Genomic DNA, 15,773 nt, shown 5'->3' with positions numbered 1-15,773 from the left:
ACGATCGTGAGCCGCGATGACGACGACCTCGCCCCAGGCCACCGACCTCACCGAACCCGTGCACACCCAACTCCAGTACCAGCTGGCGGTGTTCGCCCGCCGTATGGAACAGGTCCGCGGATCCGACGGGGTGGCCGCCCTGGTCCGCGCGGCCTACCTGCTGCTCGAACGGCTGGAGCGGCTCGGCCCCGCCAACGTCAAGGCGCTGGCCGACGCCCTGGGTGTCGACTCCTCCACCGTCACCCGGCAGGTCGCCCCGCTGGTCGCGGCCGGCCTGGTCGGCCGGGTGCAGGACCCGGCCGACCGGCGCGCCGTCCGGCTCGCGCTGACCCCGCTCGGCGCCGGACGCCTGTCCGAAGTGCGGGCCGGGAGAGCCGAGTTGACCCGCCGGCTGGTGGCCGGCTGGCCACCCGAGGAACAGCGGGCGTTCTGCGCCCTGCTGGCCCGCTTCAACCACTCCATGGAGGAGTACACGGCGGGCCGGCAGGGCGCGGGCGGCGCCTAGCGCGCCGCCCGGGCCCGGGCAGGGCCTCAGCCCAGCGCCTGCTTGAGGTCGGCCAGCAGGTCGTCGATCGACTCGATGCCGACGGAGACGCGCACCAGGTCGGCCGGCACCTCCAGGGCCGAACCGGCGACCGAGGCGTGGGTCATCCGGCCCGGGTGCTCGATCAGCGACTCCACGCCGCCCAGCGACTCGCCGAGGGTGAAGAGCTGCGCCCGGTTGCAGACCTCGACCGCCGCCTCCTCGCCGCCGTTCACCCGGAACGACACCATGCCGCCGAAGGCCTTCATCTGCTTGGCGGCGATGTCGTGGCCGGGGTGCTCGGCCAGGCCCGGGTACAGCACCTGGCTGACCTTGGGGTGGCTCGCGAGCAGCTCGGCGACCTTCTCGGCGTTCGAGCTGTGCCGGTCCATCCGCACGCCGAGGGTCTTGATGCCGCGCAGCACCAGCCAGGCGTCGAACGGGCCGGAGACCGCGCCCATCGCGTTCTGGTGGTAGGCGACCTCCTCGCCGAGGCCCGCCTCGGCGATCACCAGGGCGCCGCCGACCACGTCCGAGTGGCCGCCCATGTACTTGGTGGTCGAGTGCACGACCACGTCGGCGCCGAGCGCGATCGGCTGCTGCAGGTAGGGGCTGGCGAAGGTGTTGTCGACCACCAGCAGCGCGCCGGCGCCGTGCGCGATCTCGGCCAGCGCGGCCAGGTCGGTGATGCCCAGCAGCGGGTTGGACGGGGTCTCCACCCAGACCGCGCGGGTGTTGGGGCGCAGCGCCTCGCGCACGGTGGCGAGGTCCTGGGTGTTGGCCACCGAGAACTCGACGCCCCAGCGGGTCAGCACCTTGGCGAAGAGCCGGAAGGTGCCGCCGTAGGCGTCGTTGGGGATGACGATGTGGTCGCCCGGCTTGAGGACGGTGCGCAGCAGGGTGTCCTCGGCGGCGAGGCCGGAGGCGAAGGCGAGGCCGCGGGAGCCGCCCTCCAGCGCGGCGAGGCACTCCTCCAGCGCGGTACGGGTCGGGTTGGCGCTGCGGCTGTACTCGTAACCGCCCCGCAGGCCGCCCACCCCGTCCTGCTTGTAGGTGGACACCTGGTAGATCGGCGTGACGACGGCCCCGGTCTGGGGGTCTGCTTCCTGACCCGCGTGGATGGCGAGGGTCTCGAAGCCCTGGGGAAGCTGGTGCTCGGTCATGCTCCGAGCGTAGTCGGCGAACCGCCGGGTGCCGTCCGCGAGACGCGGGCGCCCCGCCGGAGCGGCACCGGGGCACCGTCGGGACGCCGTCGGGACGTCGCCCGGGGGACACCGTGGGGCGCCCGGAATCCCCGGCCGTCCGGCCGCGTTGGAACCTGCGCAACACTCCCCGAACCCGTTGGAGCAGGCCGTGCTGTTCAACCGCCACAAGACCTCGCTCGTCCCCGCCGACCAGGCCCTGCCCGGCCGCCCGGCCCCGGCGTTCACCCTGCGCGAGCCGCACACCGTGCTCGGTCACCCGCTGACCGGCCCGTACCCCGAGGGTCTTGAGGTCGCGGACTTCGGCCTGGGGTGCTTCTGGGGCGCCGAGCGGACGTTCTGGCGGCTGCCCGGCGTCTGGACGACGCTGGTCGGCTACCAGGGCGGCCACACCCCGAATCCGACGTACGAGGAGGTGTGCAGCGGCCTGACCGGGCACACCGAGGCGGTCCGGGTGGTGTACGACCCCGCGGTGGTCTCCTACGAGCGGCTGCTGAAGACCTTCTGGGAGGCGCACGACCCGACCCAGGGCAACCGCCAGGGCAACGACGTGGGCACCCAGTACCGCTCCGCGGTCTACACCCACTCCCCGGCCCAGGCCGCCGCCGCGACCGCCACCCGGGACGCCTTCCAGCCGGCGCTGACCGCGCTCGGCCTCGGCCCGGTCACCACCGAGATCGCCCCGGCCGGCCCGTTCTACCCGGCCGAGCCGTACCACCAGCAGTACCTCTCGGACGCCAAGAACCCGAACGGCTACTGCGGCCTCGGCGGCACCGGCGCGAGCTGCCCGATCGGGGTGGCCCGCACGGGCGCCGAGGGCTGAGGTCACTCAGGGTTCCCTGCCCCGGCCCCGCGGGCGCAGACTGGAAGGACCGGTAGGGCGGCCGCGTCACCGTCCCTGGTGACGGGGCCGCCCCTGTCCCGAGGAGCACCTCATGGCCGGTCTCATCCGCAGGAACTTCGACACCGATCCCGAGGAGATCCGCCCGTTCGAGGCGGACAAGGGCGAGCTGCGCCTGGTCAACCTGGACGGCGGAGCCGTCGGCCGGGCGGTCTTCCAGCCCGGCTGGAAGTGGTCCGAGCACGTCAAGCCGATCGCCAAGACCGACAGCTGCCAGGCGGCCCACGTCGGCTACGTCGTCTCCGGCCGCATGAAGATCGTCATGGACGACGGCGAGGCGGCCGAGTTCGGTCCCGGCGACTTCATGCTCTGCCCGCCCGGCCACGACGCCTGGGTGATCGGCGACGAGCCGATGGTCGTCGTGGACTGGCAGGGCTTCGGCGACTACGCCCGGCGCTCGTGAGCACCCGGCCGGCGGCGGTCAGCCCCGCCGGACCTCGTGCATGAAGCACCCGAAGTCCATCGCCCGCACGTGCAGCACGGCCACCTCCGGGTCGGTGAGCAGCCGCGCCGCGACCGTCTCGGCGGTCTCCGGCACGACCAGCTCGCCGCCGAGGATGTTCCCGCGCCGGCCGTACGCGCGCACCACCCGCCGGCCGCCGTGGAAGCCCTCCGGCCAGCCCTCTCCGGCCGGGCCGGCGCACGGGCCGTCGTGCACGAAGACCGGGCCGACCTCGTCGTACGGGCCGGGCTCGGCCCCCGTCTCGGCGGCCCAGCGCCGCAGCGGCGCGTAGCTCACCAGGGCGATCCGCTCCCCGGCCCGCGCCCTGCTGAGGCAGCAGCGCAGCGGGGCGCCGCCCTCCTCGTCGACGGACCGCACGGGCGCCCGCCCGGCGTCGTCGCGCTCCAGCAGGTCGCGGTGGACGGCCGGGTCGATCGGCCGGACGGTGAGCACGGACGGGGCGGTGGAGGTTGTCGTCATGCCCCCACCCTCCCGCCCGGGCCACCGCGAGTCCGGCGGATTTCGGCCATCGCGTTCGCCCCGGGCTGTCAGCCCGCGGACGGCGTACCCGTCCCGCTGCCGACGGTGGCCCAGGGGTCCGGCCTACGTGGATCGATCAGGTCCGCGAGCCTCGTCCCGTCGGCCGCCCAGGCCGCGACGGCGGCGGAACCGCTGGGCCCGTTCGGACCGGAGGGCGAGAGGACGACGCCGGGGACAACCGCGTAGTAGGCGGTCCAGCCCTTCATCCCGGGAGTGGTGACCAGGGTGGCGATGACCTGCGCGCCCTTGAGTTCGACCACGATCCGGGCCGGCGCCACCGGGCCCAGGTACATTCCGGTCACCACGGTCCGTTCCCTGCCACCGGCGCTCTGCGCGGTGATGGTGGGCCGGCTGTGGTCAAGGTTGTCACTGGTCGCGTCTCGGCAGCCGAGCGGTCTGCCCCCCGCACCGACGACACTCTCCCCCTGCTCGACGCAGGACTCGGTCGCGGTGACGCTCATCCGGAAGCCGTCGACGATGGCGACCCGCTCGCCGGGCGCCACCCGTTTGACCGGCGAGTCCGGCCACTGCTTCGGCCGGGCACCGGGCTGCTCGCCGGGCCCGGACGCCTCCGGCGCGACGGGCGACACACGTGCGGGCGCCGGCCCGTCGACCGGGATGGGGGTGCCCAGGTCAGGCAGCGGGCTGACGCCAGGCAGCCCGACGGCCGTCGGTGCCCCCGCCGCCGTCACCACCCCGCCCGACCGACCGTCCCCCAGTGTCAGCGTCGTGCCGCCGACGATCACCGCCACGGCCAGCGCGGCCGCCCCCGCGCCGACCCTGCGCCGGGCCCCGCGCCGGCGCGCCCCGGCAATCACCGTCACCGGCTCGGGAGCAGCCGTCCGGCCCTCCTGCTTGAGCAGCTCGTCGAGCCGCCGTTCGAAACTCGTGCCGTCGCTCATACCGCCACCTCGATGTCACTCGGGTCGTGGCCCGCCGGACCGCCGGTGCGGTCGGCGAGCTCGGGGCGTGCACGCAGCTTCGACAGCGCCTGGTGCAGGGTGGACTTGACCGTCCCGGGCGCGATGCCCAGTTCGGCGGCGGTCTCGGCCTCGCTCAGGTCCGCGTAGTACCGCAGCACCACGACGGTCCGCTCGCGCCGAGTCAGGGTGGCGAGCGCCTGGTGCAGCAGCGCCCGCTGGGCCTGCTGCTCGGCGAGGTCCACCGGTCCCGGCCGCTCGGGCGCGCGGTCGGTGGGCAACTCGCGGTTGCGCAGCCGCCGCCACCAGTCGCGGTGCTGGTTGACCACGATCCGCCGCACGTAGGCGGCCGGGTCGTCCGCGTTCGCGGTGATCCGGGGCCAGTGCAGGTAGGCACGTTCCAGCGCGGACTGCACGACGTCCCGGGCCCGGTGCGGGTCACCGGTCAGCAGTTCGGCCAGCCTGCTCAGCTGGGGTCCGACGCCGACCACGAAGGCGCTGAACTCTGCATCCAGGCGCTCTCTCTGCTCGCGTTTCACACCCCCCTGACTCCTCGGGGGGCGGCGGAGGTTCTGTCGCCCCGCGCGGGAGTTCCGGCGGGAGTTCCGCTCCGGACCGCAGCGGGAATCGCGCCGGGCCCCACGACGGCCCGGTGGGAGGCGTCAGATCGCGCTGCCGGCCTTCCAGTCGGCCCAGCCCATGTTCCAGCCGTTGAGGCCGTTGGACGGCAGCACGGTCTTGTCGCCGGAGTTCACGACCTCGACCACGTCGCCGACCATGGAGCTCTTGAAGAACTTGTAGCCGTCCGCGCTCGCGTCCTGGCCGCCCTTGACGTCGCGCAGGCCGACGCAGCCGTGGCTGGTGTTCTGGCTGCCGAAGGTCGAGGCCGGGGACCAGTAGTTGCCGTGGATGAAGGTGCCGGAGGTGCTGAGCCGCTGGGCGTGCGGCACGTCGGGGATGTCGTACTCGCTGCCGAGGCCGACGGTCTGGGAGTTCATCCGGGTCTGCTGGTACTGCTCGGTGATCACCATCTTGCCGCCCCAGGTGCGGAACTCGGGCGAGCCGCCGGAGATCGCGTAGACGGCGCTGACCTGGCCGTCCGTGGTGACGGTGAGCTTCTTGGCGGCGAGGTCGGCGACGCTGGTCTGCGCCCGGCCGATGGTGAAGCGGACGTCCTTGGACTGGGTGCCGTAGACGCCCTTGGCGCCCTGGACGTCCTTCAGCCGGAGCTTGACGGTCACCTTGGTGCCCTTGGCCCAGTACTGCTGCGGCCGGAAGTCGAGGCGGGTGCTGGAGAACCAGTGCCCGACGATCTCGACGCCCGGCTCGGCTATCACGGTGATCGCCTGCTGGACGGCCTTGCGGTCGGTGACCGGCTTGCTGAAGTTGATCGAGACCGGCATGCCGACGCCGACGACCGAGCCGTCCTCGGGGGTGAAGTAGCCGACGAAGGTGTTGGCCGGGGTCGCCGTGGTGAAGACGGCGTTGGCGTCGGCCTCCAGCTTCTCCTTGTCGAAGGCGACCGCGGACACGCTGTACTTGGTACCACTGGCCGGGGCGGCGGCGGAGGTCCAGAGCGTGCCGTCGGCGGACAGCTGGCCGGCCAGCGCCTTGCCGGTGGAGTCGGCGACCTTGACCGTGCTGAAGGTGCCGCCGGCGACGGCGACCCGGACCGGCTCGCTGAAGCTGGCGGCGGCGGCGCCGTCGGCCGGGGTCACCGTGATCACGGCGGCCGAGACCTTGGGGGTCGGGGTGGGGGTCGAGCTGGGGGTGCTGGTGGCACTGGCTGCGGGCTGCGGGCTGCCGGTGGCCGTACCGCCGGCACCGCCGGTGTCGCCGCCCGTGCCGCCCGATCCGCCCGATCCGCCCGATCCGCCCGATCCGCCGTTGCCGCCGGTACCGGGGCCGCTGCCGGCGCCGTTGTCGGTGCTCTTGGTGTCGTTGCAGGCCGCGAGCAGCAGGACCGGGGCACCGATCAGGCCCGCCAGCACACCGCGCCGGCTCCAGTTGCTGCCGGTCCCTCGACCCTGGCCTTCCCGTGCCGTCACGTCGCCCACTCCCTGCTGATCATCCGGGCATTACGGATACAGAAACGCACTTTGTGCGTTCACGGTTCCATCACCAACGGCTTGCGATCGTACGAGAATCCGAAACGCGGCGCCAAATATGGACAAATGCCCGGTTCGCGAGCGGAACCGGGCATTCACGGGCGGTGACGGGCAGGCCCTACTCGGCGGACTCCTCCACCGCGTACTCGTCCCACTCGTCGCTCTCCGGGTCGAAGTCGGTCTTCGCCGACTCCCAGGTCGCCGAGGCGAGCTCGACCCCCGGGACGTCGCCGAGAAGCGCCAGCGGGTCGATGAAGTGGGCGAGCGAGCCGGACGGGTCCACCTCGATGGCCTCGACGGACTGCGCGCGCTCCTCGTCGTCGAGGTACTCGTCGGCGGCCACCTGCTGGAGGGCCGCCGCCTTGAGGGCACCCTCGTCGGTGATCTCGGCGATGAGCTCGATGCTGAGCCGGACGTAGCGCGCGTCGTCCTGGCCGGTCGTGTCAGTGCTGGTCATGCCAGTGAGACTACGGGAAACCGGCCCTGCCGACGGCGCGGACGTGGGCGGGCCCGGCCCCCTCCGGAGAGGGGACCGGGCCCGCCGCCTCCGCGGGGCTCCCCCACCCGGGAGCCACGGAGACGCGCCAAGCGGCGCGGTCGCCCGGGAGCCGCCACCCCCTGGCAGCCGGCCGGAGCCGGACCGGGGCGGGACGACGGCGCCTCCGCGGGCAGGGACACCACCGACCGGATCAGGACCGGCCGTCGTGCCCGAGACGGCCGCGCCGCCGGGGAGCCGCTCCCGGTCGGTCACCGCCGTCTCGCTCGGCGTCTTGCCGTGAGCACAACGATGCCGCAGCCGTGTTAAGCCCGTGCTGCACGGAGATGACGCCGGTGTACCAGTTCGCCCGGAAACGGAACCTCCGCCCCGCAGGTCCGCGGCCGCCGGGTCGGGGTCGGCGGCCGTGCCCCGGACTCAGTGGCCGGCGCGGCTGCCGGTCAGGAAGCCCAGCAGGTCCTGGCGGGTCACGATGCCCTCCGGCTTGCCCTCCACCAGCACCACCGCGGCGTCGGCCTTCTCCAGCACCGTCATCAGGTTGGTGACGGTCTCGCCCGAGCCGACCACCGGCAGCGGCTTGGACATCACCTTGTCCAGCGTGTCGGTCAGCTGGATGTCGCCCGCGAAGACGCCCTCCAGCAGCAGCTTCTCCACCACCGAGCCGATCACCTCGCCGGCCATGATGTCGGGGTGGCCGGCGCCCGGCGAGACCACCGGCATCTGCGAGACGCCGTACTCGCGCAGCACCCGGACCGCCTCGGAGACCGTCTCGTTGGGGTGCATGTGGACGAACTGCGGGATGCCCTCGTGCTCGATGGCGTCCTTGCGGGCCAGCACCTCGCCGATGTGCGCCTCGTCGGTGGCGGACGGCAGGAAGCCGTAGTCGGCCATCCAGTCGTCGTTGAAGATCTTCGACAGGTAGCCGCGGCCGCCGTCCGGCAGCAGCACCACGACGACGTCGTCCGGGCCGAGCCCGCGGGCGACCTCCAGCGCGGCGACGACCGCCATGCCGCAGGAGCCGCCGACCAGCAGGCCCTCCTCCTTGGCCAGGCGGCGGGTCATCTGGAAGGAGTCCTTGTCGGAGACGGCGACGATCCCGTCCGCGACGGCGCGGTCGTAGGCGGTCGGCCAGAAGTCCTCACCGACGCCCTCGACCAGGTACGGCCGGCCGGTGCCGCCGGAGTAGACCGAGCCCTCCGGGTCGGCGCCGATCACCTTGACCTTGCCGCCGGAGACCTCCTTCAGGTAGTTGCCGGTACCGGAGATGGTGCCGCCGGTGCCGACGCCCGCCACGAAGTGGGTGATCCGGCCGCCGGTCTGCTCCCACAGCTCCGGACCGGTGGAGTGGTAGTGCGAGGCCGGGTTGTCCGGGTTGGAGTACTGGTCCGGCTTCCAGGCGTTCGGGGTCTCACGGACCAGGCGGTCGGAGACGTTGTAGTACGAGTCCGGGTGCTCCGGTGCGACGGCGGTCGGACAGACGACCACCTCGGCGCCGTAGGCGCGCAGCGTGTTGATCTTGTCGGTGGAGACCTTGTCGGGGCACACGAAGATGCACTTGTAGCCCTTCTGCTGGGCCACGATCGCCAGGCCGACGCCGGTGTTGCCGGAGGTCGGCTCGACGATGGTGCCGCCGGGCTTGAGGGCGCCGGAGGCCTCGGCCGCCTCGATCATGCGCATCGCGATGCGGTCCTTCACCGAGCCACCGGGGTTGAAGTACTCGACCTTGGCGAGCACCGTGGCGCTGATCCCCTCGGTGACCTTGTTCAGCTTGACCAGCGGCGTGTTGCCGACCAGGTCGATGATCGAGTTGTGGTACCGCACGGGGGTCCTCCCGGTCTGTGGGCATGCAGTGGCTTTCGGTACTGCAAAGCGTAGGCCGTACCAGCAGCCCCGGAGGGCCCGTGCGCACCACGAACGGCCCACCCCCGTCGTAGGCCGGGGCGTTCGCGGGTACTAGGGGTGTACACGCATCGGGAGCGGCCCTTCACCGGGTGGCACGAGGACGCGAAGGGGGCACCGGATGTCAACGGCACAGGGGTCACGGGCCCGGGTGGCCCGCCGGATCGCCACCGCCGCGGCGTACGGCGGCGGCGGGCTCGGCGTACTGGGCGTGGGCCTGGTGGGCCTGCTGCTGACCGAGAGCAAGCTGGCCGTCCAGGCCATCGGCATCCTGGACGGCGACCCGCCCAAGGCCGACGGCGTCTACGGCGAGGCCTTCGCCGATACCTCCGCCGCGCCGCAGCGGCCGCTGGTGCTGGCCTTCCTCGGCGACTCCACCGCGGCCGGCCTCGGGGTGCTGCGGGCCCGCGAGACGCCGGGCGCGCTGCTCGCCGCCGGGCTCGCCTCGGTCGCCGAGCGCCCGGTCCGGCTGGTCAACGTGGCGTTCTCCGGCGGCCGGTCCGCCGACCTGGCCGGCCAGCTGGACCAGGCCCTGGCGCACCGCCCGGACATCGCCGTGATCATGGTCGGCGCCAACGACGTGACCCGGCACAGCCCGGCCGAACTCGCGGTGCGCCAGCTCGGCGCGACGGTCGCCGCGCTGCGCGCCGCCGGCTGCCAGGTGGTGGTCGGCACCTGTCCCGACCTCGGGACGATCAAGCCGGTCCGCCCGCCGCTGCGCTGGGTGGCCCGCCGGCTGAGCCGCCAACTGGCCGCCGCGCAGACCATCGCGGTGGTGGAGGCGGGCGGGCGGACCGTCTCGCTCGGCTCGCTGCTCGGGCCCGAGTTCGCGGCCCGGCCGGAGATGTTCGCCGCCGACCGCTACCACCCCTCGGCCCAGGGCTACGCGACGGCCGCGATGGCCGTGCTGCCCTCGGTCTGCGCCGTGCTGGACCTCTGGCCGCAGGAGGACCGGGGGGACGGGCAGGTCCCGGGCGAGGCGGTGCTGCCGGTGGAGGTGGCCGCGGCGGCCGCGGCCGGACGGTCCGGCTCCGAGGTGGCGGCGGTCGGCGGCGAGGCCGGCGCGACCGGTCGCTGGGCGCTGCTGCGCCACCGGTTGCGGGCCGGCCTGCCGGGTTCCCCGGCCTCCGGGGAGCCGCCCGCGGGGGGTGCTCCGGGCACCGGGAACACGTCGGCCAGCTCACACACCGGGGCGGGTGACGACTGACCTACCAGACGGTAACTTTCCTCCCGGACGCCTGTCCGCCGCCACTCAGCGAGGAGCCCGCCATGCCCGAAGCCGTCATCGTCAGCGCCGCCCGTTCGCCGATCGGCCGGGCCTTCAAGGGCTCGCTGAAGGACGTCCGCCCGGACGACCTGACCGCGCACATCATTCGGGCCGCCCTCGCCAAGGTGCCGCAGCTCGACCCGCGCGAGATCGACGACCTGATGCTCGGCTGCGGTCTGCCCGGCGGCGAGCAGGGCCACAACCTGGCCCGCATCGTGGCCGTGCAGATGGGCATGGACTACCTGCCCGGCGCCACCATCACCCGCTACTGCTCCTCCTCGCTGCAGACCACGCGGATGGCGCTGCACGCGATCAAGGCCGGCGAGGGCGACGTCTTCGTCTCGGCCGGTGTGGAGACCGTCTCGCGCAGCGTCCACGGCACCTCGGACGGCATGCCGGGCACCATGAACCCGCTCTTCGACGAGGCCCGGGGCCGCACCGCCAGGCGGGCGGAGGAGGGTGGCGGTGAGTGGCACGACCCCCGCGAGGACGGGCTGCTGCCGGACGCCTACATCGCGATGGGCCAGACCGCCGAGAACCTGGCCGCCCTCAAGGGCATCACCCGCGCCGAGCAGGACGAGTTCGGCGTGCGCTCGCAGAACCTCGCCGAGGCCGCCATCGAGGCCGGCTTCTGGGAGCGCGAGATCACCCCGGTCACGCTGCTGGACGGCACCGTGGTCAGCAAGGACGACGGCCCGCGCGCGGGCGTCACGCTGGAGGGCGTCTCCGGCCTGAAGCCGGTGTTCCGCCCGGACGGCACGGTGACCGCCGGTAACTGCTGCCCGCTGAACGACGGCGCCGCCGCGCTGGTCGTCATGTCCGACACCAAGGCCCGCGAGCTGGGCATCACCCCGCTCGCCCGGGTGGTCTCCACCGGCGTCAGCGCACTCTCCCCCGAGATCATGGGCTACGGCCCGGTCGAGGCCTCGAAGCAGGCGCTCAAGCGGGCCGGCCTGAGCATCGGCGACATCGACCTGGTCGAGATCAACGAGGCCTTCGCCGCCCAGGTGATCCCGTCCTACCGCGACCTCGGCGTCGACCTGGACCGGCTGAACGTCAACGGCGGTGCGATCGCCGTCGGCCACCCCTTCGGCATGACCGGCGCCCGGATCACCACCACCCTGATCAACTCCCTCCAGTGGCACGACAAGCAGTTCGGCCTGGAGACCATGTGCGTCGGCGGCGGCCAGGGCATGGCGATGGTCATCGAGCGGCTCAGCTGAGCCCGGACACCCCCTCCCCCGTCAACTCCGAAGGGTCCAGACCACCCGTTTGGAGTGACGCAGCGTAATTGAGGGCCGGATCACACCGCGAGGTCGATCCGGCCCTCTTCCGCGTCATTTCCGGACCGGAAATCGACGGTGCGGAGCGGATCAACTCCGCAGCGTAGAGCGGGACTACCTAACAATTTGGGGACAAGAACGAAAGTCGGCGACAAAGTGGACATTCGCCACTGCGGTAACAGGGCCGGATGCGGCAGTGTGGAGAGGTAACCCCGTTCCGCTCCTCGCTAGGAGTACGTTCCGTGAGCGCCGTCTACACCATCCTGCTGCTGATCCTGATCGCCGTGTCGACCGCCGTGCTGCTCCACCTCCGGGGAATCTCCCGTCGGCTGGACGAGCGGGCCGCCGCCGCCCCGGCCGTCGACGAGGCGGCGATACGCCGGGCCGTCGCCGCCGCCCTCGCGGCCGACCGCGAGCGGGAGATCACGGAGGCCCGGGCGTTCTGGGCCGAGCAGGAGGCCCGCGCGGCCGAGGACGCGCCACTGTTCGACTCCCCGTTCGCCAGTGTCTTCAGCACCACCGACGAGTGGCCGCTCTTCTTCCCCCGCCCGACCGGGCCGAGCGAGGCGGCCGACAACGCGGGCACCATGGACCCGGAGTTCGGCGAGGCGCTGCGCTCCGCGCTGGAGGACCTCATCAACGAGGGCGGCGTCCGCCCGGCCGAGCCGGAGCCCGAGGGCGGCGCCCCGCTGCGCCCCGGCCACCCGGCCGGTGCCCCGGCCGCCGAGACCGCCGGCGACGCCCGGGCCCGCCGCGAGGCCGACCTGCTGGCCACCGGCCTGGAGGCCGGGCTGCTCGACGCCGAGGCGGCCGTCGAGGAGGCCCCGGTCGCCGCGCCCGACCCGCGCCGCCACCCCTCGCACCCCGACTTCGTCCCCAGCCAGGCGCCGTCCCGGGAGTGGACCGACACCCGGCTGAGCGCGCTCGCCGAGGAGGGCACCGCCCTGGTCGATGTCCGCCCCGGCCCGCTCGGCACCCTGGACGTCTACGCCTTCGCCGACGGCACCACGCTCTGCGTGGCCCCGGGCGACCGCGAGGCCGCGTACCGGCTGATCGACGCCGTCCGGGCCGGCGAGAACGTCCGGCTGCTCGGCGGCTCCCGGTTCTCCGGCTCCTACTCGCTGACCTTCTCCACCGACGAGGACGCCGTCTACGTGCTCGCCGACCGGGTGGTGGCCAGTATCTGAGCGGTCGGCACCTGAGCGGTCGGCATCCGGCCCGAGCAGCGGAACGGCCCGGGGGCCGGCCGGATCAAGGGGTTACCGATCCGGCCGGCCCCCCGGCCTTTGTGCTGCTCCGGCCCTCGACCGCCGGACGGTCGGCCGGTCAGACGGCCGCGCCGGTCTCCGCCAGCCACCGCAGGGCCCGCGCCCGGACCTCCTCCGCCGTCGCCGCTCCGTCGGCCGGTGCCACCACGGCGTCCGCGGGCAGCGCGTCCAGCGCCACCGCCAGATCGTGCCCGACCACCGCGAGCTGGTCGCCGACGGCGAACGCGCCGGCGTCCGGCAGCTCGCGCAGCGGCCCGCCCGCCCCACCGCCCGACCGCGCCGCCCCACCGCCCGACCGCGCCGCCTCGGCCGCCTGCGCCGCGGCCGCCAGCCGGCGGGCCAGCGCCAGCCCGGCCGCCGCCCGCGAGGGGTGCCCGGGAACGGCGCCCAGCAGCCGGCTCTGCGGCATCGCGCGGAACCGGTCCGCCAGCGCGTCGACGGCTTCCACCAGGGTCTTCTCATCGGGCGTCTCGGACATGCCGCGAGCATACGGGCCACCGGCAGGCCAAAGCCGCCGGGCCCCGGAGCAGGTGCTCCGGGGCCCGGCGGCAGTGATGGTGCGACGGAGGATCAGTCGTCGCCGCGCAGGATCGCGATCAGCCGCAGCATCTCGACGTAGATCCAGACCAGCGACAGGGTGAGCCCGAAGGCGGCCCGCCAGGACTCCTTCTGCGGGGCGCCGTGCGCGATCGCCTCCTCGATGGCCGCGAAGTCCAGCGAGAGGAAGAACGCGCCGAGGCCGATGCCGACCAGGCCGACCACGATGCCGAGCGGGCCGGAGCGCAGCCCCATGTCGGCGCCGAAGACCATGGAGGCGACCATGTTGACCAGCATCAGCAGCACGAAGCCCATGGCGATCGCGATGCCGATCCGGGTGTAGCGCGGGGTGACCCGGATCCGACCGGTCTTGTAGGCGATCAGCATCGCCGCGAAGACCGCCGCGGTACCCAGCACCGCCTGGATGGCGATGCCCGGCCAGATGGTGTTGAACACCTTGGTGATCGCGCCGAGCGCGAAGCCCTCCAGACCCGCGTAGAGCAGGATCAGCGGCGGGCTGACGCTCCGCTTGAAGGAGATCACCAGGCCGACCACGAAGGCGACCAGCGAGGCCCCGATGGCCAGACCGAAGTTGCGGTCCGGCAGCGCGAACCAGGCCAGGCCGCCGGCGGCGACCAGGGTGAGCAGCGTCATCGCGGTGCGCGCGACGACATCGTCGAGCGTCATCCGGCCGGTCGCCGTCGGACCGGCGGACGGCGCGTTGTACATCTCGACGAGCTGCTCGTCGGTCAGCGGCTGCTGGCCCTGCGGCTGCTGGGCGTAGGGGCTGTTGGCGTACGGGTTGTTGCCGTACGGGTCGGTGGCGTACTGGCCCCCGGCCGGCGGGGTCTGGGTGGTCCCGAAACCCGCGTAGCCGGACTCGCGGGTGAAGGACCCCTCCCGCGAGAAGACCGGGTTGCTGCTTCTCATTGCTCATTCCCTCCGTGGCGGCACTGCACCGCCCGAAGCACCAGGGTAATGGCTTGGCAAAGAAATCGGCATCCGCCGCGAGAAGGATTCGGCCGCTGACCTCCGGCGGGGACGCCGGAGGGCGTCCCCGCAGGCAAGTACGTGCCCAGAGCCGGACTCGAACCGGCACGGCCTTTCGGCCAAGCAGTTTTAAGCTGCCCGTGTCTGCGTTCCACCATCTGGGCGTCCTGCGGACCCGGCCCCGCCGACGGAGCGGAGAGCAGCGCTCCGCCGCCCGTGCGGACCACCCCTGAGCCTAGTCTCCCGGCATCCCCTTTCGCATGTTCCGAGGCGGGGAAGTTGTCATGTTTCCTTGCCATCTGACGAACTGTTCGTGATTTGGCCACCGAACCCGCTCGATCCGGCCACCGCCCTCCCGTTCAGGGTCGGTGTCATACCGCAGGAGGAGGGTGCCACCTGGGTGTACACCCAGCGGTGGTCAGGCCAACCGTCCGGCGGAGCGACGAGAAACCATGATCATCCGTCGGAGCATGGAGGTACGTCCGGACGCCCCTCGAAAGGGCCCGGCCGTCCCGCACCCTTCCGCGCCGCACCACCGGCGCGCCCCACTCTGCCTGCCGAGAACCCGAGGAGCACCCCCGTGAGCACGTCGACCGCAACCGCCGTCCGCACCGGCCGGGCGGCCGCCCGCGCCACCGGCCTGAACAAGGTCTACGGGGAGGGCGAGACCCGCGTCGTCGCCCTCGACAACGTCAGCGTCACCTTCCCCCAGGGCGAGTTCACCGCGATCATGGGCCCCTCCGGCTCCGGCAAGTCCACCCTCATGCACTGCATGGCCGGCCTGGACACCGTCTCCTCCGGCTCCTCCACCATCGGCGACACCGAACTCGTCGGCCTCAAGGACAAGCAGCTCACCCAGCTGCGCCGCGACCACATCGGCTTCATCTTCCAGGCCTTCAACCTGCTGCCCACCCTCACCGCCCTGGAGAACATCACCCTCCCGATGGACATCGCCGGCCGCAAGGCCGACAAGCAGTGGCTGGACAAGGTGGTGGAGACCGTCGGCCTCTCCGGCCGCCTCTCGCACCGCCCCAGCCAGCTCTCCGGCGGCCAGCAGCAGCGCGTCGCCTGCGCCCGCGCCCTCGCCGGAAAGCCCGACATCATCTTCGCCGACGAACCGACCGGCAACCTCGACTCCCGCTCCGGCGCCGAGATCCTCTCCTTCCTGCGCAACTCCGTGCGCGAACTCGGCCAGACCGTCGTCATGGTCACCCACGACCCCGTCGCCGCCTCCTACGCCGACCGCGTCGTCTTCCTCGCCGACGGCCGCATCGTCGACGAACTGGCCCAGCCGACCGCCGACGCCGTCCTGGACCGCATGCGCCGCTTCGACGCCAAGGGCCGCACCAGCTGACGCCGCGCGTCCGCCGCCCGCCCCTTCGCAGACCCCAGGACCC

The 15,773-nt window shown here is 73.0% G+C and carries 16 protein-coding genes and 1 tRNA gene; 7 read left to right on the top strand and 10 right to left on the bottom strand.

The window, feature by feature from the left end; genetic code table 11:
• The first annotated feature begins 16 nt into the window (after nt 1-16).
• Complete coding sequence (locus tag ACFVUH_RS10295; protein ID WP_355375059.1) at nt 17-505, top strand: MarR family transcriptional regulator; 489 nt, start codon at nt 17-19, stop codon at nt 503-505.
• Between the two features lie 26 nt (nt 506-531).
• Here the strand turns inward: ACFVUH_RS10295 and ACFVUH_RS10290 are convergent, their stop codons facing one another.
• Nucleotides 532-1,686 carry a cystathionine gamma-synthase gene (locus tag ACFVUH_RS10290; RefSeq protein WP_355375062.1) on the bottom strand — a complete coding sequence of 385 codons (1,155 nt, stop codon included), beginning with the start codon at nt 1,684-1,686 and terminating at the stop codon, nt 532-534.
• Nucleotides 1,687-1,876: 190 nt separating this feature from the next.
• Here ACFVUH_RS10290 and msrA point away from each other — a divergent pair, with 190 nt between their 5' ends.
• Nucleotides 1,877-2,548: a peptide-methionine (S)-S-oxide reductase MsrA gene (gene msrA, locus ACFVUH_RS10285; RefSeq protein ID WP_355375065.1), complete on the top strand. Its 672-nt coding sequence runs from the start codon at nt 1,877-1,879 to the stop codon at nt 2,546-2,548.
• Nucleotides 2,549-2,660: 112 nt separating this feature from the next.
• Nucleotides 2,661-3,029: a cupin domain-containing protein gene (locus ACFVUH_RS10280; protein ID WP_355375068.1), complete on the top strand. Its 369-nt coding sequence runs from the start codon at nt 2,661-2,663 to the stop codon at nt 3,027-3,029.
• 18 nt (nt 3,030-3,047) lie between these two features.
• On the opposite strand, the gene ACFVUH_RS10275 is transcribed toward ACFVUH_RS10280, so the two are convergent.
• The 6 genes from ACFVUH_RS10275 to ACFVUH_RS10250 all read right to left on the bottom strand — a co-directional run bounded on the left by ACFVUH_RS10275 (nt 3,048) and on the right by ACFVUH_RS10250 (nt 8,953).
• Nucleotides 3,048-3,548: a DUF1203 domain-containing protein gene (locus ACFVUH_RS10275; RefSeq protein ID WP_387912392.1), complete on the bottom strand. Its 501-nt coding sequence runs from the start codon at nt 3,546-3,548 to the stop codon at nt 3,048-3,050.
• A gap of 68 nt (nt 3,549-3,616) precedes the next feature.
• Nucleotides 3,617-4,510, bottom strand: coding sequence for a hypothetical protein (locus tag ACFVUH_RS10270; protein ID WP_387912390.1), 894 nt, complete (start codon nt 4,508-4,510; stop codon nt 3,617-3,619).
• Nucleotides 4,507-5,067: a SigE family RNA polymerase sigma factor gene (locus ACFVUH_RS10265; RefSeq protein ID WP_387912388.1), complete on the bottom strand. Its 561-nt coding sequence runs from the start codon at nt 5,065-5,067 to the stop codon at nt 4,507-4,509. Before ACFVUH_RS10265 ends, ACFVUH_RS10270 begins: the two co-directional genes overlap by 4 nt.
• Before the next feature lie 123 nt (nt 5,068-5,190).
• Nucleotides 5,191-6,585 (bottom strand): Ig-like domain-containing protein, encoded by a 1,395-nt coding sequence (locus tag ACFVUH_RS10260; RefSeq protein ID WP_387912387.1) that lies wholly within the window; start codon nt 6,583-6,585, stop codon nt 5,191-5,193.
• 169 nt (nt 6,586-6,754) lie between these two features.
• Complete coding sequence (locus ACFVUH_RS10255) at nt 6,755-7,093, bottom strand: hypothetical protein (RefSeq protein ID WP_387912386.1); 339 nt, start codon at nt 7,091-7,093, stop codon at nt 6,755-6,757.
• Between the two features lie 456 nt (nt 7,094-7,549).
• The gene (locus ACFVUH_RS10250) at nt 7,550-8,953 is read right to left on the bottom strand and encodes a cystathionine beta-synthase (RefSeq protein ID WP_387912385.1); all 1,404 of its coding nucleotides are present in this window, start codon (nt 8,951-8,953) and stop codon (nt 7,550-7,552) included.
• A 199-nt stretch (nt 8,954-9,152) separates the two neighbouring features.
• On the opposite strand from ACFVUH_RS10250, the gene ACFVUH_RS10245 reads away from it, so the two are divergent.
• The 3 genes from ACFVUH_RS10245 to ACFVUH_RS10235 all read left to right on the top strand — a co-directional run bounded on the left by ACFVUH_RS10245 (nt 9,153) and on the right by ACFVUH_RS10235 (nt 12,768).
• On the top strand, nt 9,153-10,238 hold the full coding sequence (locus ACFVUH_RS10245) for an SGNH/GDSL hydrolase family protein (RefSeq protein ID WP_387912384.1): 1,086 nt from the start codon (nt 9,153-9,155) through the stop codon (nt 10,236-10,238).
• 62 nt (nt 10,239-10,300) lie between these two features.
• Nucleotides 10,301-11,521, top strand: coding sequence for an acetyl-CoA C-acetyltransferase (locus tag ACFVUH_RS10240; RefSeq protein WP_387912383.1), 1,221 nt, complete (start codon nt 10,301-10,303; stop codon nt 11,519-11,521).
• 302 nt (nt 11,522-11,823) lie between these two features.
• On the top strand, nt 11,824-12,768 hold the full coding sequence (locus ACFVUH_RS10235; protein WP_355375092.1) for a hypothetical protein: 945 nt from the start codon (nt 11,824-11,826) through the stop codon (nt 12,766-12,768).
• A gap of 139 nt (nt 12,769-12,907) precedes the next feature.
• Here the strand turns inward: ACFVUH_RS10235 and ACFVUH_RS10230 are convergent, their stop codons facing one another.
• The 3 genes from ACFVUH_RS10230 to ACFVUH_RS10220 form a co-directional block, all read right to left on the bottom strand.
• Nucleotides 12,908-13,327 carry a hypothetical protein gene (locus tag ACFVUH_RS10230; RefSeq protein WP_387912381.1) on the bottom strand — a complete coding sequence of 140 codons (420 nt, stop codon included), beginning with the start codon at nt 13,325-13,327 and terminating at the stop codon, nt 12,908-12,910.
• A gap of 92 nt (nt 13,328-13,419) precedes the next feature.
• Nucleotides 13,420-14,316 (bottom strand): Bax inhibitor-1/YccA family protein, encoded by an 897-nt coding sequence (locus ACFVUH_RS10225; RefSeq protein ID WP_387912380.1) that lies wholly within the window; start codon nt 14,314-14,316, stop codon nt 13,420-13,422.
• Between the two features lie 142 nt (nt 14,317-14,458).
• Nucleotides 14,459-14,540: transfer RNA gene (locus ACFVUH_RS10220), tRNA-Leu, on the bottom strand.
• A gap of 416 nt (nt 14,541-14,956) precedes the next feature.
• Here ACFVUH_RS10220 and ACFVUH_RS10215 point away from each other — a divergent pair.
• Nucleotides 14,957-15,730 carry an ABC transporter ATP-binding protein gene (locus ACFVUH_RS10215; RefSeq protein ID WP_387912379.1) on the top strand — a complete coding sequence of 258 codons (774 nt, stop codon included), beginning with the start codon at nt 14,957-14,959 and terminating at the stop codon, nt 15,728-15,730.
• Nucleotides 15,731-15,773 lie beyond the last annotated feature (43 nt).

Source organism: Kitasatospora sp. NPDC058032 (assembly GCF_042885845.1).
Classification (GTDB): domain Bacteria; phylum Actinomycetota; class Actinomycetes; order Streptomycetales; family Streptomycetaceae; genus Kitasatospora.
This window is presented reverse-complemented; position numbering and strand designations above follow the sequence as displayed.